The following is a 25518-nucleotide window of genomic DNA, read 5'->3' as shown; positions in this document are numbered from 1 at the left end:
AGAATTAACGAAATATTTCGACGTAAAACCTTCATTTTTTCGTTTCCTAAGCATCCCCATTTTTAAAGGGAATACTTAGTTATTGAATTTTTTGAAGTACAAGCCCATAAAATTCTTCGGGTCTGAATACTTTGTCAAATTGCTTCACGGACTCATGTTCTTGGCTACCGTCGGGGTGGAGTTCGAGTTGAAAGAAATCTTGGTTTTCTTGCGAAATGCTTTCAATATCGAAATGGCAAGATTCGATGACGACGACTTCAAAGAGGAAATACAGGTTATCCGCTTTTAGATGTTTTAGCATTTGCCCAAAAGCAATAATCCATTCGGTTTTGTACCATAGAAAATTGAAAATACTACCTTTCTGAAAGCTTTTATTTGAAAGATAGGCTACATAAACCATTCGCTCTTCTAAACTTAAAGTAGCAAAAAAATCATCGAATAGTTTGCCGTCTTGTTTCCAAGCTTCTTCTTTTGGACGAATTTGTTTTCTGAATATTTCCTTTAGCTGTTGTTCGTTGCTCAATTCTTCTGAATGAAACATAATTTTCTTAGAAAATACTTGCTGGTGAAACAAGTTGAATAGGCCACGCTTAGGGTCATGTTGAAACTTCGGTTGTTTTTCTTTGCGATTGGCAATGAGTAGTCGAAGTGCAAAAACTATCAATAAAATTAACTTAAAAATTACCCAAATATGTTTCATTCCTCAATGCTTGTTCCTCTGTTTAATTAAGCCAAAATTCCTTTAATCACTTGTCCATGCACATCGGTTAATCTAAAACGCCTACCTTGGTACTTATAAGTCAGTTGTTCATGGTCGATTCCCATTAAATGTAATAAAGTTGCTTGAAAATCGTGCACATGCACTGGGTTTTTGATGATATTATAGCTAAAATCATCGGTTTCGCCGTAGCTAAACCCCGATTTTACACCCGCACCTGCCATCCACATCGTAAAGCATCTTGGGTGGTGGTCTCGGCCATAATCATCTTTGGTGAGTTTACCTTGCGAATAAACTGTTCTGCCAAATTCTCCACCCCAAACCACCAAAGTATCTTCCAGTAAACCTCTTCTTTTCAAATCAATAATCAAGGCGGCGGTGGCTTTATCAGTTTGCTTGCATTGGTGAGCCATTCCTTTGGGTAGGGAGCCGTGATGGTCCCAGCCTTGATGATAAAGCTGCACAAATCTGACGTCTTTTTCGAGTAATTTCCGAGCTAAAAGGCAATTGGCGGCATACGTTCCTTTATCTCGGCTACCTTCTCCGTAAAGCTCAAAAACTTCATCGGGTTCTTTAGAAGTATCCATTACTTCGGGAACAGAGGTCTGCATCCGATACGCCATCTCGTACTGTGCGATTCGGGCATCTACTTCGGGGTCACCCCAAGTTTCATTTTGCAATTGGTTGAGTTTGGTCAAATATTCCAACATTTGTTGGCGGTCTTGGCCGTCATAACCTTCGGGATTATTAAGAAATAAAACAGGGTCTTTACCTGAGCGGAATTGCACTCCTTGATGCTCAGAAGATAGGAAGCCATTGCCCCACAAACGAGCATAAAGTGGCTGGTCTTTCGAGGCATCTTTTGAAACCAAAACAATAAACGCAGGCAGATTTTGATTTTCAGAACCCAAACCGTAGCTCATCCAAGAGCCGATAGAAGGGCGACCTGGCAATTGATGTCCAGTTTGAAAAAATGTTATGGCGGGGTCATGATTGATTTGCTCAGTAAACATAGATTTTACGATACACAAATCATCGACTACTTGAGCCGTGTAAGGTAGCAAATCACTTACCCAAGTCTTAGTTTTTCCGTATTGATTAAATTTATAGGCCGACGGAACAAGCGGTAAAACCGCTTGATTGGCACTCATACCTGTAAGTCTTTGCCCTTTTCTAACCGAATCGGGTAAGCCTTGACCAAAAAGATTAGCGAGTTTTGGTTTATAATCGAAAGTTTCAAATTGTGAAGGCCCTCCACTCATAAAGAGATAAACCACTCGTTTGGCTTTTGGTGCAATACTGGGCAAAGCTTTCATGATTTGCTCTTCGAGTGTATTTCCTCTTGCGTTTGAACTAATCAAACTACTCAAAGCCATTGCACCCAAACCTGAGGCCGAACGGAGTAAAAAATTACGTCGGTCGAGCTTTCGATTCAATGCCGAAAACTCAGGAGAATGAAGTTTGAAAGTATCGTCGTGGTGTGCCATTTTATCTTTTGGTAAGGGTTGCATCTGAGTTTAAAATCGTGCTTGCTACTACGGCATTGGCGGCTACTGAGGCGGCTTCTAAAGCTGGGTCAATTTTATAAAGTCCAGTTTTTAGCCAACCTTTGGTTTTATCAGGATTTTGTTTAAACTCCTCATATTCAGATTTTTGCAATGATAAGAGTAAGTCCAACTCTCGTTCAGAAGGAGTTTTACCACTAAGTTTCCTATAAACAGTAATAATCGCTTTTCGGGTATCGGCTTCTTTGGCCATGGCTTCGCCTATCACTTTAGCCGCTTCAACAAAAGTTGGGTCGTTGAGCGTCACGAGGGCTTGCAAAGGCGTATTGGTTTTTTGTCGACGAACCACACAATAGCTGCGAGAAGGAGCATCGAATGTTCCCAAAGTCGGATTGGGTACAGAACGCTTCACAACTATATAAAGGCTACGTCGATAAATAGCATCACCCGAATCTTGGGTATATTGGGTATTATTGATTTCCCAAAGGCCATCGGGTTGATAAGGTTTGATGCTTTTACCACCAATTTTCTTATTCAATAAACCACTGACTGCCAATGCATTATCACGAAGCATTTCGGCAGAAAGTCGATTGCTTGGCCCGTGTGAAAGCAAACGATTTTCGGGGTCACGTTCTCGAACTTCTCTGCTTACTTTTGAATCTTGTCGATACGTGGCTGACATAACAATGAGTTTATTGAGTTTCTTTACATCCCAATCTTTTTGAAAATTTAGAGCCAACCAATCAAGTAATTCGGGGTGGCTCGGCATTTCGCCTTGATTCCCAAAATCTTCAGTCGTTTTTACAATGCCTGTACCGAAGAAATTTTGCCAGAATCGGTTTACTGCTACTCTTGCAGTAAGCGGATTATTTTCATCGGTAAGCCATTGAGCCAAACCAAGTCTATTTTTAGGTAAATTGGCAGGAAATGATAGAATATCTTTCGGGGTATTAGGTTTTACTTCTTCACCCAAAGCATCATATTGTCCACGATGTAGCAAGTGAGTAACCTTTGGTTTAGGCATTTCTTGCATAATCATAATTTCGGCAATTTTTTCGCTCGAATCAGATAAAGCCGTTCGGAGCTTTTGTAATTCTTTTTGTGCCGATAAAACTGTTGGATTGATGGCCGAAAGATAATATTCTTTCAAAATCGCTTTTTCTTGGGGGTTTAATTCACTTGAAGATTTATTCGAAATATTGCCCCAATCAGCCTTTTTGGCTAAGATTTTTATTTCAAATGGCGTTAAAGCTCGGCTGTAAACTATGGCATCGTCAACTTTTCCTCCTTTAAAACCCAATCCACGCCACCAGCCGCCAATCTGCAATGCTGGCTCTGATTTTGAGTAAAAAATAATGTCTTTATATAATTGGTCGATGACGGTTTCCATGGTCATTTCTTCTCCATCAAGATAGAGTTTGAAACCGTTGGCTTTGGCAGAGCCATCGTGGGTCATGCACAAATGCAGCCATTTATCACGAGGAGCGTCTTTCAAACTTAATTTTGTAATGGCATTTGAAGGAGCGGTGTGAGCCATCGTAATTTCTAACTTATTATTTCGTAGAAATAAGTGGTAGCCCTTGAAATTATACAAACGCTCGGCATTGCTTTTATGGAAAATCACACCATCTTTCATTTCCTTTGGAATGTAGGCCCACATACCAACCGTAAAAGCCTCAGACTTTCGAAAAACACCTACATCTTTTAAATCGGCATAGACATCGCCATCTAAAAGCAGCACTTGACCCTTGGTGGTTTGCTCGAAAGTAGGTTTATCAAGAGTTCCGGCATCACGTCGCATCACGCCTTTTTGTTTAGGATTTACACTGTTTCGAAGTGAATCTTCAAAGGTATAAAATCCTTGTAAGTTAGCTTGTGGCAAAGCATTGTTTAATAGTGATTGATATTCTTTATTTTCTAACCATTTTTCAAAATCTGTTGTAGCTGAATTTTTCGCTTCAATTACTTTTTGTTCTTGTTCTGCAATGGAATTTTTAATGAAATCTACTACTTTTTCTTGCTCAGCAGTCGGTAAAAGTAGGGTAGGAGTGGGTAGGTCATCATTCCACGAAATCTGACCAGCTTCTCTTATATTATTAAAGAAACTGAATAATTCGTAATAATTTTTCTGTGAAATTGGGTCATATTTATGGTCGTGGCATCGGGCACAACCAACCGACATCGCCAAGAAAGCATCACCAAAAGTATTGGTTCTGTCCATGACATATTCGGTTTGAAATTCTTCTTCTACAATACCTCCTTCCAAATTTTGCGGATGATTTCGATTGAAAGCCGTAGCAATGAGCATATCTTTGGTGGGTGATGGAAACAAATCGCCAGCCAGTTGTTGGTGGATAAAATTGCTATAAGGCATGTTTTCGTTGAAAGCCCGAATTACCCAATCTCGATAGGGCGACATATCTCGAAGTCGGTCAACAGTATAACCATGAGAATCGGCAAAGCGAGCTAAATCAAGCCAATCAGTGGACATTTTTTCACCATAATGTGGCGAATTTAGTAACCTATCTACTTGTTTTTCGTAGGCATTGGGGCTATTATCATCCAAAAAAGCATCAATTTCTTCGAGAGTTGGGGGCAGGCCAGTTAAATCAAAAGACAAACGACGCAGCAAAATTTCCTTTGAAGCCTCTTTTGAGGCCGACAAACCTTCTTGTTCTAAGCGACTGAAAATAAAATTATCAATTTGATTAATGGGAGAAAAAGCAAGCGTATTTTTAAGAGAAGGAATTGCTCTTTTTTGTGGTTTCACGAAAGCCCAATGAGGTTGATAAACTGCACCATTTTCAATCCATTTGATGATAACCGCTTTTTCGTAGGCCGATAAGCTCAAATGTGATTTGGGTGTAGGCATCACGTAAGTTGGGTCATTCGAGACTATTCTATGAAAAACCTCACTTTTCTTTAAATTTTTGGGCGAAATTGCCACTTTCCCTGGGCTTTCGGGAAGTTGGGCGTAAGCAGCTTCTGCTAAGTCTAATCGAAGGCCTGCTTTTTGTTTGGCTTTGTCTGGGCCGTGGCAAGCAAAGCATTTATCTGATAAAATTGGTTTTACATGAAGATTATAGTCTAAGGTTGTAGGTAAGTTTTTATAGGCAATGGCTACATCTTCAGGTAATTTAGGGGGGGCGGAAAGCTGATGCCCACTTGGTTTGAATGACCATAAATAAATACAAGCAACGAGTAATAGTAGGTATTTTTTCATGATTGAATTTATTGAATAATAATTTTTGATTTCTTTATTATGATTGTAAAGTGATTGCAATCAGTGCTGTGTAAGTACTCCGTTAGGAGTTAGATATCGGTAGCAAATATTATTTCTAAATTCGAAATGCTCCGTAGGAGCTAAACCAATTTACTCAGGTTCCTTAAAAATATACTTTTCATCGAATGAAATTTCAAATAGGTTTAAAAATTCCTTATATTCCTCTAAAAATGTTCTTTTTCTATGGTGTTCTTCTTGATTCTCAATATACTTTATAATAATTGGTAGTTGAGATTGTCCGTAAGAAAATGCGGCATAACCTTCTTGCCAAGCAAATTTACTTTTAGTTAATTTATTTTCATTTATCCAAAGAGAGGTCATTTGTTTAATATCTCGCATCAAATCAGCAAGAGTTTGGGTACTGCGAAATCCGATTAAAATATGAATGTGGTCGGACATTCCGTTAATAATCAAAACTTTATGACCATTGTTTTGTATGATTCCAGTTGTGTATTTATAAAGTTTATCTTTCCATTCTCGTTGAATGAGGTTTTGTCTAAATTTTACTGCAAATATTAAATGCAGATGTATTTGTGTGAAAGTATTAGCCATTTTGTTAGGTGTGTTTTAGCATTGCAGTTGGTATAGCTCCTGACGGAGCAGTAATTTCTACTTTTCGCTTATTTCTACCGATATAAAACTCCTGACGGAGTAGTTTAATATTTAGGATTAATAGAAAATATCATATTTTATTTATTTGTGAATTAGCATTGTTGTTGGTATAACTCCTGACGGAGCAGTAATTTCTACTTTTCGCTTATTTCTACCGATATAAAACTCCTGACGGAGTAGTTTAATATTTAGGATTAATAGAAAATATCATATTTTATTTATTTGTAAATTAGCATTGTTGTTGGTATAACTCCCGACGGAGTAGTAATTTCTACTTTTCGTTTATTTCTACCGATATAAAACTCCTGACGGAGTAGTTTATTTTCAATAATTGTTTTTCATTGATTAGAGAAAATGTGCTGTAAGCACTATGTATCGGTAGTAAACTTTTATTTATGTGTGAATTAGTATTGTTGTTGGTATAGCTCCTGACGGAGCAGTAATTTCTACTTTTCGCTTATTTCTACCGATATAAAACTCATGACGAAGTAGTTTAAATTTCAATAATTGTTTTTCATTGATTAGAGAAAATGTGCTGTAAGCACTAAATATCGTTAGAAACAAAAAATAAACACTTATCTGATATTTCTATTCGTATCTGGTTTTGCGAATTGAAACTCTCCAGTTTCAATTTGTAAGCTTGGCAATGACTTTTTTAATTGTTCAATACCTGATTTACTGACTTTGGTTTGCCATAAATAAATCACTTTCAGATTAGGGTATTTTGTCAAAACAGCCAAGCCCTTGTCGGTAATATTTGTGCCATATAAATTGAGTTGTTGAAGCTTGGGTAATGCTTTCAAATACTCCAAAGACACATCGGAAATTCGTGTATTTTCGAGATTTAATCTCGTTAGATTCTTAAAGTTAGCGATTTTTTTAACAGCCTCATCGTTGATAGGCTGGTTACTGAGTCGAAGCCTAACAAGTTGATTAGTAATATTTTCTAAATTATCTAATAAGGATGGTTGATAATTTCGGACGTTTACAAAATTTGCCGAAAGGTAATTTGAACCATCACCTAAATGAGCAATTCCGATATTTTGTTGCTTTAACTTTTCCAGAATTTCTGGGCTTGCCGCTTCCGTATTCTGACTGAGTAATTTTACTTCAGTGTTTTTGTCAGTTTCGTTTTCGCTTACAGGAATATTGGTAATTTCTTCAGAAGTGATTTTTGAATTGGGAATGGCTAAATTTGGTATAGGTGTTACATTACTTTCATTCGTGATGGTTTCTATTTCTTCTGCGAAAGATGCTCCTTTTTTTATCCAAAAATGGATAGCCGAAATTTCACTTTTGGTAAGTTGCGTTTTCCCTTTTGGTGGCATGTGTTTGTCATCATCTTCTGGTAAAATCAGATGAGTAAATAAGGTACTTTTGCTTGGATTTCCAGGGAGTAGAATTTGCCCATTTTTACCACCTTTTTTTATAAATGTTTCTGTATCTAAGCGTAAACCACCTTTCTTTTTGCTGGCAGAGTGGCAATTGTAGCACTTAGTTTTCAGAATCGGCACAACCTTATCTCTGTAAACAAATGACCTTCGTACGAGCGTTTGGTTGTTTTTTTGAGTGGTATCATTATTTTCAAATGAAGCGATTGTTGTACTATCTGTTGTGGTTGGAGTTTTACTTTGAGAAGAAAAAAGATAATCCTCACCATGCGTGAGATTTCCGCCTAAATGTCCCGTAATTGTTAGTAAAATTATGTTAAGAGTGGCTAAAATCCACCTATATTTTTTTAGGAAACAAGCCAGCATACTAAATATAGCAGTGCTGATACCAGTCCATTGATGTTTAAAGATAGCATCGGTCTCATAGTCACCCGATTGAGCCAATAACCAACCCGCTACGCACGCAAATATCGATGAGATTGCTCCTAAAAGAAAAGCTAAATGAATAGCCGATTCCATGTCTGATTTTTGAATCGACTGAAGAACCATCATTATATAGGCAAAAATCAGAATGCCGATGGGTAAATGTACGATGAGTGGATGTAGGTGGCCGATTAATTCTGATGAAAACATTTTTACCTTAGGTTGAAGATTCTTCAAAATTAATCAAATTTATGAATCAGCAAAAAGGTAAAAATGTTGTTTATAGTCAGATTATTATACTTTCCCTTTCAAAAAATCAGCTGTATAATTTCCTTCGAGTTTAACCATTTCTTCGGGTGTTCCTTCAAATGTCAAATAACCGCCTTTTTCACCACCTTCTGGTCCTAAATCAATAATCCAGTCAGCCGATTTAATTACCTCCATATTATGCTCGATAATAATTACGGTATCACCTTGGTCAACTAAGGCATTGATGGCTTTCAATAATTTCTTGATATCGTGGAAGTGCAAACCCGTAGTTGGTTCATCGAATACGAAAAGCGTTTTGCCTTTATCGGCATTGCCTTTGCTCAAGAAAAAGGCCAATTTTACACGTTGGGCTTCACCGCCTGAAAGTGTGCTTGACGATTGTCCTAAACGAATATATCCTAAGCCTACATCTTGTAATGGGCGAAGTTTATCGGCCAGTTTTGGCTCGCTGGTGCTAAAAAACTCAATGGCTTCGTCAACGGTCATTGCCAAAATATCGGCAATATCTTTTTCATTATATTTTACCTCCAGAATTTCCTGCTTGAAACGCTTTCCGCCACAACTTTCACATTTTAGGCGTACATCGGCCATAAATTGCATTTCGATGGTTTGCTCTCCTTCACCTTGGCAAGCTTCACAACGTCCACCATCAACGTTGAAAGAGAAAAACGCAGGCTTATAATCTCGTGCTTTTGAAAGCTGTTGTTCGGCCATCATCTGACGAATATAATCGTATGCTTTGATATAGGTAACAGGATTCGAACGAGAAGATTTTCCAATTGGGTTTTGGTCAATCATTTCAACCTGCGTGATTCTGTCGAGTGAACCTACTAAACCAGCATATTTTCCAGCTTCTTCGCTATATTCACCTTTCAGACGAGCAATTGCAGGGAATAAGATTTTACGAACTAATGTCGATTTCCCTGAACCACTCACGCCCGTTACGACCGTAAGTACGCCCAATGGAAACTTCACATCTACTTCTTTTAAATTATTTTCTCTCGCTCCCTTTAACTCAATAAAATCGGTTGGACGGCGTCGTTGAGTTGGGGTAGAAATTTGGTCAATTCCTGTCAAAAAATTGATGGTATGCGAAATACTGGCTTGATTTGTTGCTGTTTGGTTAATTTCTTCCCAACTACCTTGAAAAACTAACTCACCACCCAAAGTACCAGCATTAGGGCCAATATCAATGATTTGGTCAGCGGCACGCATGACTTCTTCCTCGTGTTCAACCACTACAACGGTATTGCCCATATCACGCAATGATTCAAGTACACTTACCAAACGCTTGGTATCACGTGGGTGAAGACCAATGCTTGGTTCATCGAGAATATACATCGAACCAACCAACGAACTCCCCAATGAAGTAGCCAATTTGATACGTTGAAATTCACCACCCGATAAAGTTGAAGCCAAGCGGTTGAGCGTAAGATAACCTAAGCCTACACGTTCCATGAACTCTAAACGACTGTTGATTTCGATTAAAATTCTTTTAGAAACTGCTTTTTGATATTCTGGAAGCTCTAAGTTCTTGAAAAACTCTGCCACTTCAGATATTGACATTAATACTAAATCGACGATTGATTTGCCACCAATTTTTACATAACTGGCATCTTTTCTCAGGCGTGAACCTCGACAATCAGGGCAATCTGTACGGCCACGGTAGCGAGAAAGCATGACCCGATATTGCACTTTATGCACTTGGCTTTCAATATCAGCAAAGAAAGCATCGAGTCCTTGAAAATATGCATTGCCTGTCCAAAGTAATTTTTGTTCTTCTGGCGATAAGTCTTTATAAGAGCGATGTATCGGAAAATCGAAACGAATGCCATTTCTGAGTAGCGGGGTAAGCCATTCGCTCATGCGTTCGGTACGCCAAGGAGCAATGGCTCCTTCAAAGACTGAAAGGTTTTTATCAGGAATCACCAATTCTGGGTCAATGCCCAAAACTTTTCCGTAGCCTTCGCAGCGTTTGCAGGCTCCATAAGGATTATTGAATGTGAAAAGATTTACGCTTGGCTCTTCAAATGCTATTCCGTCGAGTTCAAACTTATCTGAGAATTTACTTCTTTTCGGCCCTCGGCTACCACGCTCGGGCATCGATTGTTTGGGCATTTGTTGCTCTATCGAAGTTGATTGTTGCCCAAGTGAAGTTGATTGTTGCCCGAGCGAAGTCGAGGGCACAATCTCCACAATACATTCACCTTCCCCTTCAAAAAAAGCTGTTTGAACAGAATCAGAGAAACGAAACTGTGTATCTTCATCGTCGAGTTTAACAATACCTCTATCAATTAGAATTTCTAAATCTTGTTCAGTAGAAAGCTTTGTTTTGGTTTCTTGGAGTTCTTCAATTTGTTTTATTTCGCCATCTACAACAATACGCGTATAGCCTTTTTGTAACAGGAGTTCTAATTCTTTCTCAATTTTTCTTCCTTCTTTTACTTTTAAAGGCGTTAGAACCATTACCCTTGTACCTTCTTCATGCGAGAGAATAAAGTTGACTACATCAGTTACGGTATCTTTTCGTACTTCTTGCCCCGAAACAGGCGAGTAGGTGATACCTGCCCGAGCAAAAAGAAGTTTGAGGTAATCATAGATTTCGGTGGTTGTACCTACTGTCGAGCGAGGGTTTTTAGTGGCCACTTTTTGTTCGATAGCAATCGCTGGCGAAACGCCTTTGATATAATCTACTTCGGGTTTTTCCATTCTCCCCAAAAACTGACGAGCATACGAGCTTAAACTCTCAACGTACATTCTTTGCCCCTCGGCAAAAAGTGTATCAAAAGCCAAAGAAGATTTTCCACTTCCGGAAAGGCCCGTTACGACAACCAATTTATTGCGTGGAATAGCAACATCAATGTTTTTTAGATTGTTTACTTTCGCTCCCTTGATAATGATGTGTTGTTTAGGGTCAAGCGATTCAACGTTAGTATATTGAGTATTGGGGGTATTGTTCATCCAGTTTTAAAAAGAATAGCTCAAACTTCTTCAACCAATTTTGAGCTGATATAGTTTCGTTATTTTTGGATTATTATATTGGCTGAATCTTCGAAATCATAGCTAATGATTTTGACAACGTAAAAGCCCTTTTCTAAGTTACGAATATTCATTTCTATTGGTTCGTTGGTGTTATCGGCATGGTATCTAAAAACTTCTTCTCCCAATATGGTATAAAACCTTACTTCAACGTTTTGCAGTAATTCTTGAGTGTCTATATACATTATATCTTTCGCGGGGTTTGGATATAACGAGAATATATGCGTACCGCTTTTATAACTGACTAAATTGGAAGGCTTAGATAGACAGCTAATGGCTTGATTATTGGGTGTTTGGTAAGTTCTATTTACTGAAACTTGATAATTTCCTGTTTGCGTGACTTTGATATTTTGTAAACTTGTTTTTGAAAAAGCAGTATTATCTTTTAGCCATTCGAATTGGTCGTTTGGTGTCAAATCTGTGCTCAAGGTCTTTAAAGTATAAAGGCCAATTTGAGAAAGGGTTGGCTGTTTGGGTGTGGGGTTGATGCTTAATTTTTCCAGATTAGAAGATGCTGAAACACATCCTGCCGAAGAAATGGCTCTAACAGCAATTTCATAGTTGCCTATATTGCTGTAAGTGAGCGAATTAGAAGTGGCAGAACTACTCCAAATGAGTTTTTCTTTACTATCAGTAGTAATTGTAATGTTTTGACCCTCACAAACATTATTAGCTGGAGAAACTACTATTTTAGGTTGTGCAGGGGTTAGATTTGCTTTAATAACAATTTTATCAGAAGTTTCAGAAATACACCCTAGTGCTGTTTTTCCTCTTACTGAAAATTCACCAGAAGTGCTTAAAGATATTTTTTGAGTAGTTTCTCCCGAACTCCAAATAAAAGATTTCGCATCTAAAAGGTTGGCTGTGAGTTCGATTTTGGTAATTCCATCGGTACAAAATTCGAAGTTTTTATCAGCAGTTATACTCGGTTTTTGTGCAAAATAAACCCAATTGGTATTAATCGTTGGCACTAATCGTTTATTGCCATTCTTGTCTTTTACGATAGCTGTAAAAATACCTTTATCAACAGTAATTTGCTTAGTTTTTGCCTTATTTGACCATTCGTAGCTTTGCATACCTTCGGGTAATTTTAAATTAACACGATTGCTGGAATCACATGAAATTTCGGGTTCAAGAATTGCTTTGGCAATGACAGGCGTTGAATTTTTGAAAAAATTATCATCCATGGCTTTGTCCCAATTTTCTGCTAAAAGTGATATTCCCATATTTCCCGGAATATTCTGAAAATGCACATTATCTGGCCTTGGGTTTTGTAGGTTATCGGTGAAAGGACCAGCAAAAACATTATTGCCAGTTTTTTTGATAATCCGATTTTGACCTTCGATAATTTCTGGGTTTGAGGGGGCTTGATAAGTAATAGAGGTACGAGAAACCATCCATGTAAGTTTATCATCAAAATCTCGTCTTGAAATATCAATCACTTTTTGAAGATTAGAGGCATAAGTATCGGCTGAAAGTCGATTGGGGAGATTGTCGGTTTCACCTTGAATCCAAAGCAACGAACGAACCCCCATCAATGCACCATAATATTGTAGTGTATTTTTAAGGTTTACGTAGGGGAGGCCACCTGGAAGTTGAAAACGCCCACCGACATCCAAAACAAAATTGAAAGTTGGTTGACCTTCCGCACTTTCTCGCCAATTAATGACAGAAACTAGCAAAAGACCTTCATTGAAAAATGCAATTGGTACATTTAAACGTTTGGCCAGCCTATCACCCAGTTCTCCATAACACCACGGGCCATCGCCTTGAGGGGCAATATTCACACCTTCGCCCAATTGTACAAAATTAAGATTTTCAGGTAGTGGGTCTAAAACTTGGCTATTCTGAAAATTAATGGTGTTTACCCTATCGTCGGTGGATCCTTTAGCCCCATAATTAGGAATTCCTTGTGCGTTAGATTGACCTAAAGCGATAAAGACTTCTCCAATACCAACTTTTTCTACCGAAATGGTTTTTATAATATTCCCATTTTTGGTTGCTCTTACATCAAGCTTATACCAACCACCTTTTCCTTCTATTTTTCCAGTAAAATAACCAGCTTTTGGTTGGTCTTGGATAAGTATCCAGTCGGTTTCAGTACCTTGGTCTTTGGCGATAGGCGTAAGTTTTGCTTCTACTTTGTCAATGGCTTCTGTATAGGAACCTACGATATTGACAAAACCAGTATTATCGTTATTTCTTTGGAAGACGATTCTATTTACTGGGAAGCTAATACTGATTTGAGCGTAAGAAATAAATGTTTTGCATAAAAGTAGTAGTGTTAAAAAAAAGGCTTTATTAAACAAAAATGAAGACTTTGGGGACATCGAATTGAATGTTTAATAGATTGAAAATGACGGCTTTAAGAAGCAAAAATAAGGACTTTAACACAACAATTGTCAATCCAGTACTATTTTTAGCAAATCAAATTGAAAAAAAAAGCCACTAAAAACTGTATTTTTGCAAAAAATCTTAAACCATTGGAAACACCGTTCGCCGTAATTTTCGACATGGATGGGGTCATTTGTGATACTAATCCCTATCATTCATTAGCTTGGAAAGCTTACCTTGATAAGCATGGAATCGCTTCAAGTGAAGAAGAATTCATTGCCCATATGTATGGAAAAAGCAATAGCTATATTTTAAAACATTTCTTTAAAAGAGAAATTGTTGGAGAAGAATTTGCCCGTATGGAGTTTGAGAAAGAAGCATTATTTCGTGAAATCTACGATGAAGAAGTAAAGCCAATTTCAGGTTTATTAACATTCATTGAAGACCTAAAGGCCAATGGTGTTAAAACGGGTATTGCTACTTCGGCTCCTTATTTGAATATGGAATTGATTTTGAGTAAACTTCCCCTTCGTGAAAAAATGGAATCATTGCTTTCAAGTGAAGATGTAACTGCTCATAAACCAAACCCCGAAGTGTATTTGAAATCAGCCCAAAATTTAGGTATTGACCCCGCTAAATGTGTGGTTTTTGAAGATTCATTTTCGGGTGTTACGGCTGGAAAATCGGCTGGAGCTAAGGTTGTAGGTGTGCTTTCTACGTATAAGAAAGAAGAATTGCCTATTTGTGATGATTATATTGTTAATTATGAAGGACTTACTTATCAGAAAATCAAAGATATTGTGAGTAAGACAGGTTTATAACCTATCCAAACATGATTAACGAACCCAGTGAAACTGCCCAATGGGCACCATTGACAGGTTGCAAACCTGTCCTACATTTTATTGATAATGCTTATACATTTACGCACTTTTTTTACACATCGTCAGAGTTTAGCTATCGGAATGGTTTTTATTTCGGTTGGCTTTTTATTCGGTAATTGGGCAACGCTTATTCCCTTTGTTAAGCAAAAATTTGATCTGAATGATGCTCAATTAGGTTTATTATTACTGAGTTTCCCGATTGGAGCAACTTTGATGAATCCGTTTTCGACCTTTTTTATTAATCGATTCGGAATGCTTAATACAACTATTTTGGGTTTAATTTTATTAGCTACAACTTATATTGTTCCGGTAGGGGCTGATTGGCTGCCACTCACTTCTCTTGGTCTTGCGATTGTTGGTATGTGTCTTTCGGTAACGAATGTTGCGATGAATACTTGTGTAACAAGTCTTGAGCATCAGTACAAAATTAATATCATGTCCACTTGTCACGGAATGTTTAGTGCAGGCTTGATGTTTGGTTCTATAGCTGCAAGTGTCCTACAAGGAATGAAAATAGTGCCTGCTTATCAAATGGCAGCAATCGCTTTGGTAATTACGGCAATGGTATTATTTCTTCGACCAACTATTTTGGGGATTCACGAAGAAAAAATACAAGAAAACGAAAACGGTGGAGGGTCTGCTCCTGGAGCAAAATTTATACTTCCGAAAGGAGCTTTGTTATTAATGATACTCATAAGCTTATGCACAAATGTAACAGAAGGAACAATGGCCGATTGGACGGCGGTGTATATGCGTGAAGTAGTTCAGACCGATGATTATTTTATTGGTTGGGGTTTGGCTGGATATTCAATGTTTATGGCTTTAGGGCGTTTTCTTGGTGATGCCCTGATTCCTCGTTTTGGGGCGAATGCCGTGCTTCGTGGAGGAGGAGTTATCTCAACACTCGGAATTGCTTTGGCTGTTACCTTTCCTTATACTTTCACCGCTATTGTTGGCTTTGCTTTGGTAGGAGCAGGCGTTTCTTGTGGAGCTCCAATTCTTTATGGAAGTGCGGCACGTGTACCGGGTATGGCTAAAGGGGCTGGTTTGGCTACCATGAATACATTTAGTATGGCAGGTTTTTTAGCTGGGCCCGTTTTTATTGGTTTTATTTCCAAAAGCATTAATTTACCCTTCGCTCTTTCTGTTGTGGCTATTTTAGGTTTAGTATGGGCATTTTTGGTGAGTCGGGTGAAATTATATTGAGTCATATATCTAATATTTCTCGGCTAATTTTATATCCTATCTACTTAGGATACTTTCAAAAAGAGTTTATGAAATAGATTTTCGCTTATTTTTTGTTAAAATCTTCGTGCCAAATTTTAACTTTATGAAATTATTAGAGGTTTTTATGGTAAATGATACCTTTCAATAGAAATTTTTACCAATTAATTTCTTGTGGAATGATAATTGCTCAAGTATATTAGCGGTATAGTGAAGAAAACAAAAATTTTCCTTACCATTAAATAAAATTTAATATGAAAGTTTTTTCTTCTTAAACCAAGTCTCTACCTTTATATTAAGAAAACAAGAAAAGCATTAATATATGAAAAGATTTATCTACTCACTTGGTGTATGCTTATTAGCTGGCCATGTAAATGCACAGTTTGTGAATGGTACAGACTTCTACGTAGGCGAGGGAGCAGTTGTTAGCTTTAATACTGATGTAATTAATGAGGGTAAGATTACTAATAATGGAAAAGTTCATTTTCAGAAAAACTTAGAAAATCTTAATTCATTACAATCAGCGGGTGTGGCCATTTTTGATGGAAACGGGGCACAACTTCTTAGAAGTAAGAATGAGCTAGCATTTAGCCAATTGATGTTAGATAATGATATAAAACTTGAAACACCACTACGTGTAAATGAGTCTATAGCTTTTCGTCGTGGCGTAATTACCTCTTCATCAGCAAATCCATTGGTATTTTCTACAAATGCTAAACATACTGGGGCGTCTGATTTCTCACATGTCAGTGGCGTAATCAAGAAGGAAGGAAGCGAAAGTTTTGAATTCCCATTAGGAGATGGAACAAACCTACGTGCATTTAGTGTAGCTCGTAATTCAGATAGCCAAATACTCACCGCTACTTATCTGTATAAAAGTCCGTTGAATATCTCTGGTCAGGTTTCTGAAAATGTAGCAGCTATCAATGAAAATGAATATTGGAGTTTAAAATCTGAATCAGTTAAAGGCTCGGCACAGGTTTCGGTAAATAGCCAAGCTGGTTTAGAAGAAGTAGCATATTTGAAAAGAGGTACTTGGGATGTTTTGGAAGATTCAAAACTTTCGGCTTCAACAGATCTGAAAAATGGCACATTATTTACTTTAGCGAAAAGTCGTAATATTAAAGCAGAAATTGGAGTTTATCCAAATCCAACCGAAGGCGAGTATTTCTTGAAATTGGGTGGTATGAATGAAAATGAGCAAGTTACGGTTGATGTAACAAACCAAGATGGTTCTACGGTTATGCACAAAGAAGGTTTAGTGAAAGATTTGCGTACGGCATATCAATTACCAAATAATCTTCCTGCAACTGAACTTACCATTCGCGTATTAAGGGTTGATGGAAAACCATTAGTACAAAAAATGATCTTGAAAAGATAATCTTTTAAAAATATATTTGATAAGAAGGGCATTTCAAACGGAATGCCCTTCTTTATTTATGTGTACATCAAAAAAGGCTCTTCAGTAGAAGAGCCTTTTCCTTTTGGGTTACCTAACTTTCTCTATTGTTAAAAGTAACTTTAATTAATTTTTGACAAGCCACGTAGCTTAATCAAAATACAGATAAAAGTAGTGGGTTAAAATACTAGAAACGCTTAATAAGATTTATATGGATATATAGTAAATTGATTGAAACCCTTGTTAAATAAATATAAATGGTTCACACAATATTAGTCGTATATACGAGATTGAGCAGAATATGGATTTCTATAAACTTAAAAATTTTAAAATATTTTTTTCTTAGTAAAATAAAGTAGAATTTAGATACATTAGAGAAGTATATACGATAGAAAATTATGAAAGAAGAAAGGATAAGACCTACGAAGGGTAAGGTTTTGATTGCAGAACCGTTTTTAGGAGATAAGAATTTCGAGAGAAGTGTGGTTTTGCTTTGCGAATATAATAATTTGGGAGCTTTTGGTTTAGTGCTTAATCAACTTACTAATCTGAAACTTGATGATGTAATAGAAAATATTTATGCCGAATTACCTCTCTATTTGGGGGGGCCAGTAGAGCAAAATACTTTGCATTTTATTCATCGTTTAGGTGATGAAATTGAAGGTTCGGTTGAGCTTGGTAATGGGATTTATTGGTCAGGTGATTTCGAACAAGTAAAAACTTTAATAAATATCAGCAAAATATCAGAAAATGATATTAGGCTTTTCGTAGGATATTCAGGTTGGGGAGCTGGCCAATTGGAAGGAGAGTTAATGCAAGATTCTTGGATAGTTTCTGATATTGATGCTGGTTTGATTTTTGAAACTCCTAGCAATAATTTTTGGCGAGAAGTACTTAAACGTATGGGTGGACAGTATAAAGTGTTATCAAACTACCCAACAGACCCACGCTTGAACTAAAAAGAGGAAGCAAGAAAATGCTTCCTCAATATTGATTTATTTTGTTTTTCCTTGCCCGTAAATAATCTGACCAGATTTCTGACCAGTGTGTTTGCCGTTTTCTACCACAGGCACTCCATTGACTAAAACTACCTCAATGCCTTCTGAATAGGCATGTGGCTGCTCAAAAGTAGCTTTATCGGTAATTCTATTTTCATCAAAAATCAAAATATCGGCGGCATAACCAGTGCGAATAAGTCCACGATTGTCAATCTTGAAACGTTGGGCAGGCAATGAGGTCATTCGTCGAATAGCATCTTCAAGGCGTAAAACGTTTTTTTCTCGCACATAACGTCCTAATACTCTTGCATTTGAGCCATAACCACGTGGATGAGGTACATTTTTATTAAACTGAATTACACCAGCATCAGAAGCAATCATAGTATAGGGATATTGTAAGATTTTTACTACATCTTCTTCGCTCATTTTATGAAAAATCATCTGAGCTCCACCTTTATCAACCATGTCCATTATTAGTTCGGCTTCGGTAGCTGCATTTTGTTTTCTGCCCAAAAGCTTATTGATTTCAGTAATATTCTTGCCGTTGAGGCTTGAATCTGCTTTGTAGCGTGCCACAAAAGCATAGTCAAAGTTTTTGCGATTATCGGCCTTTAAGCCTTTCAACATTTCTTCCTTAATTTTTTTACGAGTTTCAGGGTCGGTTAGTCGAACATGCACCAGCGAATCGCCATCAGCCAATGCCCATGAAGGAATCATCGTGCCCATATTAGTACTGCTGGCAGTATACGGATACTGGTCAACATTTACATCAATTCCTTCTAAACGAGCTTTTTCTACTAAATCAATAGTCATATTACTTTGGCCCCAAAGAGGTTTACTCGAAATCTTAAAATGAGAAATTTCAACTGGAATATGGGCTTCACGGCCAATATTGATTGCCTCGTTAATTGCATCCTTAACTTTGGAGGCTTCATCTCGAATATGTGAAGCATATACCCCGCCATAAGCTGATGCAACTTTGGCCAAACCAACTACTTCAGGTGTTTTAGAATAGGTACCTGGAATGTAAATTAAACCAGTGGCCAAGCCTACGGCCCCATCTTTCATGGCTTGTTCTACAAGGGCTTCCATCTGGATTTGTTCTTTTGGGGTAGGGTCACGGAATACGTTTTTCATGATGTATCTACGCACAGCATTATGACCAATTAGTGAGCCTAAATTTACACTAAGTTTGATGCTATTGAGCTCATCGAAAAATTTGGCAAGATTTACTTCCGAACTTCCGCAATTACCTGTAATAATACTCGTTACGCCATCGTAAATGAAGTTTTCGGCGGTTGGTAGCTTCTGAATCGCATCTTCTACGTGCGTATGTACATCAATAAAACCAGGACAAACAATCTGGTTTTTAGCATCAATTGTTTTGACTGCTTCGCTTGTTTTTAGCGAACCGATAGCCGTTATTTTTCCACCCTTAATACCCACATCAGCCAAGAACCAAGGGTTCCCCGAGCCATCAATCACTCGTCCATTTTTGATAACAATATCATATTGTTGGGCTATAATATTTAGAGGAAAAATAGTGATAATAATGAGAGATAATAATATACTCGAAGCCTTAGATTTGTTGAAGTGTTTCATGTGTTTAGGTAGTTTTTGTTTCAACTAAAGTACTAAATAATTGTTTGAAACGAAATAATTATGCCCTAAAAGCGTGTTTTAGCGTCGAATTAAGCTATTTTTGTGGAAATTGTTAGAAAATTCCTCGATAGCTAATGCAGTTAGAAAATTCATACTTCTTAAATCGTCAGACTTTATTTCTAGTTTTCTTTAGTCTTATTTACTTTTCACTATCACTTCCTGCGGGTTATGCAGGCTTCAATATTGATGCTTCGTGGCATGAAGCACTCGTGATGGCTATTGATAAAGGTTTTGTTTTTGGGCGTGATTTTATATTTAATTACGGGCCATTGGGTTATTTGAATACTGGACTTTTGCCCAAAAGTGTTTCGATTTGGGTTTTAGTAGCTGCCGAAATACTGACATTGGTTAACTATTTGATAATCATTAAATTATGTTTTCAGAAATCTCCAAAAAACTTTTGGTTGGTTGCTATTGCTGCTTTGGTGATTTTCATGCCTTGGGGTTTTATTTCTGATACTTCGTTTACGTTTTTTTATTTCTTTATCTTTTGGCTACTTTATGCCAAGCAAACCCATAATTCAGGAGCGTTGATTTTAGCTATTGTGCTATCAGTGCTCATATTTTATATAAAAGTAAACCTAAGTATCATTGTATATGGTTTATTTTGGCTTTCATTATGTTATTTTTGGTGGGCAAAAGCCTTCACATTACGTACACTGATTTTCTGCTTGTTTTGCCAGATATTATTGACCTACGTTTTTTCTATATTGTTACACGTAGATGTTCCAGCCTATTTAGGGGCAAGCCTAAAGATTATTGATGCTTACCAAGATGCCATGGCTACTATGCTACTTTCCAGCAAAGATTTGGCAGTTTTATTGGTGTTTGAAGGTCTAATCGTATTGGTTGTGCTACTTTTTGCCCTTCGTACCTTTAGTTGGTTATTTAAAAACCATTTCTTTGGTCTATACCTATATGTTCTTATTGCATTAGCTTGGTTTTTGGGTTTCAAACAAGCTCATACTGCCGTAGGTGCTTATAATATTTTTGGTTTCTTTTTGTTGATGCCACCATTGGCCACGCTGATTTACTTATTTTCAGAGAACCAAGAAAAACTTTGGGCGGGCAGAATGTTTGTTGTTGTCTTGTGTTTACAATTAGTAGCCACACAAATAATTAGGTATTATGTCGGAGAAAAGACTTTTAAAGGCTATGTTCTTACTTATCCACCCGATGCGATAGCAAATGATATTAAGGAGAAGGGCTTCGAGTTTGACCATATTTTGCAGATAATTGCAGGAAAAAATCCTGTAAACTATCTAAATAGATTGGTATCTTATCAATACGATGACAATTTTAAAGATTCTCCCGTGGTATTGCCTGTTGATTTGAAAAGTAAGATTGGAAATGCTTCGGTAGATATTGTTCCGCACCAGATTTCGCATATTTACTTTAATCAACTAAATTATAATCCTCGCCCCGTAATTCAATCATACCAAGCGAATAGCGACTGGCTTATGAAGAAAAATGGTGAAAAATATGTTTCGACAACTGCTCCAGCAATTGTTTTATTCAGAATAGACCCATTTCGAGAGCAAAATCCATTTTGGGTAGAAACCGATTTAACTGAGTCTCTACTAAGAAATTATCAACTGACCGATACGTGTGTAATTCAGCAAGATTCATTTGCAGTTTTTCAAAAAAATAAGGTTTTGAAAAAGATTACTTCGAGTAAAATAAGCACAATCAAGGCGAAGTTGAATGAGGAGATTCCAATTCCACAATCAAGCAGCCCAATTCGTTTCTCGGCAGATATTCAATACAGTGTGAAAGGAAAATTATCAAGGTTACTTTTTCAGCCGCCCTATTTATATTGTTCGGTTACTTATGAGAATGGTAAGCAAGAAAACTTTAGAGTAATAGATAAAATATTGAAAGGCGGGGTGTTTATTAATCAAAAAGTAATAACCCATGCCGAGCTTAGCAACTTTTTTGTAAATAAAGGTGTTGATAATCAACGCGTTACTAAGATTCGTTTTTGGTCGAATCAAGCTTCGGGCTTCGAACAAAGCTTTGATGGACAATTTAATGAAATAAAAATTATGGAGTGAAAACTCCTACGCTTCTGCTAAAAGAAGCTTAGAAATTGACAAATGGAAGAACAAGAAAATACATTCGAACAGTTTGAGTTGAATCGCCAACTGCTAAATGCCGTAGCGGATGCGGGTTATACAACTCCAACACCGATTCAAGAAAAGACAATCCCACTTACTTTAAAAGGCCACGATGTACTTGGAATTGCACAAACAGGAACGGGTAAAACCGCTGCCTATTTATTGCCGATTCTGATGAAAGTGAAATATGCACAGGGTAAGCTGCCACGCTGTTTAATTTTTGCTCCAACGCGAGAGTTGGTTATGCAAATTGATAAAGCAGTGGGCGAGCTAGCTAAGTATACTGACCTTCGCCACGTGGCTCTTTATGGTGGACTTGGGCCTAAAACGCAAATTGAGGCCGTTCAAGCGGGCGTTGATATTATCGTGGCTACGCCCGGTCGATTCATGGATTTGTATTTGAGGGGAGAAATTGGCGTAAAAGAAATCAAAATAATGGTTTTGGATGAGGCCGATAAGATGATGGACATGGGCTTTATGCCACAGATTCGTAGCATTTTAGAGGTTATTCCACGTAAACGCCAAAACCTTTTGTTCTCGGCAACATTTCCAGAAAAAGTTGAAAAGCTTTCTTATGAATTTTTAGAATTCCCGACTCGCATAGAGGTTTCGCCTCAAGCAACTACCGCCGAAACTATCAAACAAAGAATGTTTGCGGTGCCTAATATTCAGACCAAATTGAATATTTTGGAGTTCCTTTTTAAATCAGGAGAAATACAAAAAGCCATTATTTTTACGCGTTCGAAAGAAATGGCCGATATGGTTTATGAATCCTTGAAGGGAAGAGTGATTCCGAAAGGAGAGGTGAGAGTAATTCATGCGAATAAAGGGCAAAATACACGTATCAACTCAATGGAGGCTTTTAGAGAAGGAAATGTAAAAGCCTTAATTTCTACCGATGTAGCTGCCAGAGGAATTGATATTCAGAATGTAAGTCATGTAGTTAACTTCGATGTGCCATTAATCTACGAAGATTATGTGCATAGAATTGGGCGTACGGGGCGAGCTAATAATGTAGGCGAAGCCATTACATTTCTAACGATTGCGGAAGAATATCACATCAAGAAAATTGAGAAAATTATTAGAATGGAAATTCCACGTGAATTAATTCCGCTTGATGTAGAAATAGCTCCAACACCTTTTGCCGAAAACCAAGCAATGTTGAAGGAGGTTGATGAACAACGCAAAAAAGAAGACCCCAATTTCAAAGGAGCTTTTCATGAGAAAAAACATAAACCAAGACCACAAAACACGAAAAAAACAAATGCTTCATCAAAGAGTAGTGCTAGTGGAGCAAAAAAAACGTCATTGGGTAGCAAGAAAGGAGGCACGTTTGTGAAAGGGAAAAGACGCTAAAGCCGAAGGAAGACCTTGCTTTAAGCGAAGTCTTCCTTAATTTGCTATATTTGTTTTTTAGGCATCAAATTTGTAGTTTCTATTAACACTTTACTAAAATTTAAGTTTAAAGAAATATCCACTTAAATTTTTCAAAAAAAGCTAATAAATTTACAATAGATGTCGTTATAACTCTGATGTATTTGTCAAAATTTGCTAATGAGATTTTTATTATTATCGAGTTTGTGTGTTCTGATTTCTGCCGATTTAGTAGCTCAACAAGCTGTTTTTCGCTCGCAGAATATTAATCTTAATAGCTATTCAACACCAAGTAAAACTCAGTCGGCTCCTACAAATGTAAAGTCGTTTGTCCCTGCTCAAGACAGCCAAACGCAAGTTGTCAAGAAAAAGATAGCTCCAAGGGGTGTGAATATACATCTCTTACCACTTTTTGGTGATTTTGAAAAAACAGATGTCCAAAAATCAGTAGATGAAGAGTTTTTAAAAGCCTGTGATTCTCATTTTAAAACTCGCAATGATGCAAGTGAATTTTTCTCCACCCGTGCTTGGGAATATTTAAGTGAAGGCCAAAAAGATACGGCTACGTATCGTTTCAACTTGGCGTATTTGCTCGATAACAAAAACGCAGATGTTTATTGGGGATTGGGTGTAATTGCTTACCAAAATGAAAAATATGGACAAGCAATAGAATTAATGCATCGTGGCCTCGAATTAGAGAAAGATGATAACGTAACGCTAATCGTTGATTTGGCAACAGTTTATATCAAATGCTTCACAGTTGATTCAGAAAAGAAAGATTTACAATCTGCTTTTGAACTTCTAACCAAGGCATTAACCAAGCAGCCAGATTATGCCAACGGATTGATGCAGTTGTCTTTAGCAAAACTTCTCAACGAGGAAGTTGATGAAGCTTGGGAACGCTTCCATCAAGGTTACGAACTCGACCCTGATAATGCAAGTGTTGAAATTTTAGAAGCATTGCTTTCTAAAAAAGAAGACCCAAGAGGAGTGTTTAAGAAGAAAAATTGATTGAAAAAACAGGAAAGTATTGAACATCTTATTTGAAGCTAATTTCTTCAAAGATTTCATAAAATAGCACGTATAACCTCTCTTTTACCTTTGGGCCCAGCATGCTTTTCAATACTAAAACCAGCTGCTTTTAGATTTCGCTGCACATAGCCTTTCGAGCAATAAGTACATAAAACTCCACCCTTGACGGTCATTTGTGCAATTTTCTCAAAAACTTCTTGTGTCCATAATTCAGGTTGGGTTTCAGGGGCAAAAGCATCAAAATAAATCAAATGATAAGTTTGCTCGGCAACTACCAAATCTTCTAAAGTTCCTTTGATTTTGTGCAAACTAAAATTGGCGTTTAAACTCGCAGTTTCACCCCAAGGAAGTCCATGCAGTTTTACTAAATCTTCCCCAAAAAACTCCTGATAATTAAGACTTTTGGCTGTTTCTATTTCAATGGGATAGGCTTCAATGGCTGTGTATGAAACTTTAAGCAACTTCTCTCGACTTACTTGTGCAGTCATGAGAGCATTCAGAGCAGTTCCAAGACCCATTTCAAAAATCCTAATTTCTTCGAACTTTTCTGCGGCGTAGCACAAGCCTAAATCAATAAAAACACGCTGTGATTCTTGTACTGCTCCAAATTTTGAGTGGTATGTTTGATTAAATTTTTGGCTGAAAATAGAGTGTGAGCCATCTTCTGTCAAATATATATTATTCATAAAAGCTAAGAGTTGTTTGAGAAATTGATATTTCTAATTCAGTCTTATTTTTTGAATTAAACGCAGTTTTTGAGATGCAGGTTTTCAAGTTTTAAAAAAAAGTACGGAATTCTTTTATTTCTTGATTTTAATATCGTAATATTGCAATATAATAATATTAAAAAATGGGTGTAACTAAAACAGATTATTTTACCGACCGCCAAAATGAATTAGCAACTATGTTAAAAGCAATGGGGCACCCTGCACGCATCGCTATTATTGATTATTTGCTTAAAGTGAATGCGTGTATTTGTAATGATATCGTCAGTGAGTTGCCTTTGGCACAACCCACTATTTCACAGCATTTAAAAGAGCTAAAAAATGCAGGAATCATCAAAGGTAATGTTGAGGGTAAAGCTATTTGTTATTGCATAGATGAACGTGTGATTGGGCAATTACAACAATATTTTGGTGGAATGTTTGAAACCATTACCTCACAAAAATCAACTTGTTGTTAAGTTATAAATGATAAAAAATTGAGACTGAATTGTTTCAGTCTTTGAATGAAATAAGTCCTTTGTTCAATTAGTT

17 protein-coding genes are annotated in these 25518 nt (G+C 37.1%); 8 read left to right on the top strand and 9 right to left on the bottom strand.

All coding sequences use genetic code 11. From position 1 onward, the window contains the following. Positions 1-79: 79 nt before the first annotated feature. From EMTOL_RS05135 to EMTOL_RS21670, 7 genes are all read right to left on the bottom strand, one after another. Complete coding sequence (locus tag EMTOL_RS05135) at positions 80-700, bottom strand: hypothetical protein (protein ID WP_015028213.1); 621 nt, start codon at positions 698-700, stop codon at positions 80-82. 26 nt (positions 701-726) lie between these two features. Beyond that, a complete protein-coding gene (locus EMTOL_RS05130; RefSeq protein WP_015028212.1) occupies positions 727-2229 on the bottom strand; it encodes a DUF1501 domain-containing protein in 1503 nt (500 codons plus the stop codon). Further along, entirely contained in the window at positions 2207-5446 is a 3240-nt protein-coding gene (locus EMTOL_RS05125) for a DUF1553 domain-containing protein (protein WP_015028211.1), read from the bottom strand. Before EMTOL_RS05125 ends, EMTOL_RS05130 begins: the two co-directional genes overlap by 23 nt. Positions 5447-5596: 150 nt before the next feature. Continuing rightward, on the bottom strand, positions 5597-6058 hold the full coding sequence (gene tnpA / locus EMTOL_RS05120; RefSeq protein WP_015028210.1) for an IS200/IS605 family transposase: 462 nt from the start codon (positions 6056-6058) through the stop codon (positions 5597-5599). 635 nt (positions 6059-6693) lie between these two features. Further along, complete coding sequence (locus EMTOL_RS05115; RefSeq protein ID WP_015028209.1) at positions 6694-8142, bottom strand: c-type cytochrome domain-containing protein; 1449 nt, start codon at positions 8140-8142, stop codon at positions 6694-6696. A gap of 84 nt (positions 8143-8226) precedes the next feature. Further along, complete coding sequence (gene uvrA / locus EMTOL_RS05110; protein WP_015028208.1) at positions 8227-11163, bottom strand: excinuclease ABC subunit UvrA; 2937 nt, start codon at positions 11161-11163, stop codon at positions 8227-8229. 59 nt (positions 11164-11222) lie between these two features. Then, positions 11223-13571, bottom strand: coding sequence for a T9SS type A sorting domain-containing protein (locus EMTOL_RS21670; RefSeq protein ID WP_015028207.1), 2349 nt, complete (start codon positions 13569-13571; stop codon positions 11223-11225). Between the two features lie 153 nt (positions 13572-13724). Here EMTOL_RS21670 and EMTOL_RS05100 point away from each other — a divergent pair, with 153 nt between their 5' ends. The 4 genes from EMTOL_RS05100 to EMTOL_RS05085 all read left to right on the top strand — a co-directional run bounded on the left by EMTOL_RS05100 (position 13725) and on the right by EMTOL_RS05085 (position 18038). Continuing rightward, positions 13725-14396, top strand: a complete 672-nt coding sequence (locus EMTOL_RS05100; protein WP_015028206.1) for an HAD family hydrolase — start codon at positions 13725-13727, stop codon at positions 14394-14396. Between the two features lie 87 nt (positions 14397-14483). Continuing rightward, on the top strand, positions 14484-15662 hold the full coding sequence (locus EMTOL_RS05095) for an MFS transporter (protein ID WP_015028205.1): 1179 nt from the start codon (positions 14484-14486) through the stop codon (positions 15660-15662). Between the two features lie 340 nt (positions 15663-16002). Further along, a complete protein-coding gene (locus tag EMTOL_RS05090; RefSeq protein WP_015028204.1) occupies positions 16003-17061 on the top strand; it encodes a hypothetical protein in 1059 nt (352 codons plus the stop codon). Between the two features lie 416 nt (positions 17062-17477). Next, positions 17478-18038, top strand: coding sequence for a YqgE/AlgH family protein (locus tag EMTOL_RS05085; protein ID WP_015028203.1), 561 nt, complete (start codon positions 17478-17480; stop codon positions 18036-18038). A 36-nt stretch (positions 18039-18074) separates the two neighbouring features. Here the strand turns inward: EMTOL_RS05085 and EMTOL_RS05080 are convergent, their stop codons facing one another. Further along, positions 18075-19679 carry an N-acyl-D-amino-acid deacylase family protein gene (locus EMTOL_RS05080; protein WP_015028202.1) on the bottom strand — a complete coding sequence of 535 codons (1605 nt, stop codon included), beginning with the start codon at positions 19677-19679 and terminating at the stop codon, positions 18075-18077. A gap of 134 nt (positions 19680-19813) precedes the next feature. Here EMTOL_RS05080 and EMTOL_RS05075 point away from each other — a divergent pair, with 134 nt between their 5' ends. The 3 genes from EMTOL_RS05075 (at position 19814) to EMTOL_RS05065 (ending at position 24241) form a co-directional block, all read left to right on the top strand. Further along, positions 19814-21793: a hypothetical protein gene (locus EMTOL_RS05075; protein ID WP_015028201.1), complete on the top strand. Its 1980-nt coding sequence runs from the start codon at positions 19814-19816 to the stop codon at positions 21791-21793. Between the two features lie 42 nt (positions 21794-21835). Continuing rightward, entirely contained in the window at positions 21836-23212 is a 1377-nt protein-coding gene (locus EMTOL_RS05070) for a DEAD/DEAH box helicase (RefSeq protein ID WP_015028200.1), read from the top strand. Between the two features lie 198 nt (positions 23213-23410). Continuing rightward, positions 23411-24241 carry a tetratricopeptide repeat protein gene (locus EMTOL_RS05065; protein WP_015028199.1) on the top strand — a complete coding sequence of 277 codons (831 nt, stop codon included), beginning with the start codon at positions 23411-23413 and terminating at the stop codon, positions 24239-24241. Positions 24242-24297: 56 nt separating this feature from the next. On the opposite strand, the gene mnmC2 is transcribed toward EMTOL_RS05065, so the two are convergent. Next, complete coding sequence (mnmC2, locus tag EMTOL_RS05060; RefSeq protein WP_015028198.1) at positions 24298-24948, bottom strand: tRNA (5-methylaminomethyl-2-thiouridine)(34)-methyltransferase MnmC2; 651 nt, start codon at positions 24946-24948, stop codon at positions 24298-24300. A gap of 164 nt (positions 24949-25112) precedes the next feature. On the opposite strand from mnmC2, the gene EMTOL_RS05055 reads away from it, so the two are divergent. Beyond that, complete coding sequence (locus tag EMTOL_RS05055; protein ID WP_015028197.1) at positions 25113-25445, top strand: ArsR/SmtB family transcription factor; 333 nt, start codon at positions 25113-25115, stop codon at positions 25443-25445. Positions 25446-25518: the final 73 nt, after the last annotated feature.

This window comes from Emticicia oligotrophica DSM 17448, assembly GCF_000263195.1.
Classification (GTDB): domain Bacteria; phylum Bacteroidota; class Bacteroidia; order Cytophagales; family Spirosomataceae; genus Emticicia; species Emticicia oligotrophica.
Note: the sequence above shows the minus strand (reverse complement) of the source record. Positions and strands in the feature narration are given on the sequence as shown.

Coding starts and splice junctions, on each gene's coding strand:
- EMTOL_RS05135 (WP_015028213.1), bottom strand. CDS start 700: ATGAAACATATTTGGGTAATTTTTAAGTTAATTTTATTGATAGTTTTT.
- EMTOL_RS05130 (WP_015028212.1), bottom strand. CDS start 2,229: ATGCAACCCTTACCAAAAGATAAAATGGCACACCACGACGATACTTTC.
- EMTOL_RS05125 (WP_015028211.1), bottom strand. CDS start 5,446: ATGAAAAAATACCTACTATTACTCGTTGCTTGTATTTATTTATGGTCA.
- tnpA (WP_015028210.1), bottom strand. CDS start 6,058: ATGGCTAATACTTTCACACAAATACATCTGCATTTAATATTTGCAGTA.
- EMTOL_RS05115 (WP_015028209.1), bottom strand. CDS start 8,142: ATGTTTTCATCAGAATTAATCGGCCACCTACATCCACTCATCGTACAT.
- uvrA (WP_015028208.1), bottom strand. CDS start 11,163: ATGAACAATACCCCCAATACTCAATATACTAACGTTGAATCGCTTGAC.
- EMTOL_RS21670 (WP_015028207.1), bottom strand. CDS start 13,571: ATGTCCCCAAAGTCTTCATTTTTGTTTAATAAAGCCTTTTTTTTAACA.
- EMTOL_RS05095 (WP_015028205.1), top strand. CDS start 14,484: ATGCTTATACATTTACGCACTTTTTTTACACATCGTCAGAGTTTAGCT.
- EMTOL_RS05090 (WP_015028204.1), top strand. CDS start 16,003: ATGAAAAGATTTATCTACTCACTTGGTGTATGCTTATTAGCTGGCCAT.
- EMTOL_RS05085 (WP_015028203.1), top strand. CDS start 17,478: ATGAAAGAAGAAAGGATAAGACCTACGAAGGGTAAGGTTTTGATTGCA.
- EMTOL_RS05080 (WP_015028202.1), bottom strand. CDS start 19,679: ATGAAACACTTCAACAAATCTAAGGCTTCGAGTATATTATTATCTCTC.
- EMTOL_RS05075 (WP_015028201.1), top strand. CDS start 19,814: ATGCAGTTAGAAAATTCATACTTCTTAAATCGTCAGACTTTATTTCTA.
- EMTOL_RS05070 (WP_015028200.1), top strand. CDS start 21,836: ATGGAAGAACAAGAAAATACATTCGAACAGTTTGAGTTGAATCGCCAA.
- EMTOL_RS05065 (WP_015028199.1), top strand. CDS start 23,411: ATGAGATTTTTATTATTATCGAGTTTGTGTGTTCTGATTTCTGCCGAT.
- mnmC2 (WP_015028198.1), bottom strand. CDS start 24,948: ATGAATAATATATATTTGACAGAAGATGGCTCACACTCTATTTTCAGC.
- EMTOL_RS05055 (WP_015028197.1), top strand. CDS start 25,113: ATGGGTGTAACTAAAACAGATTATTTTACCGACCGCCAAAATGAATTA.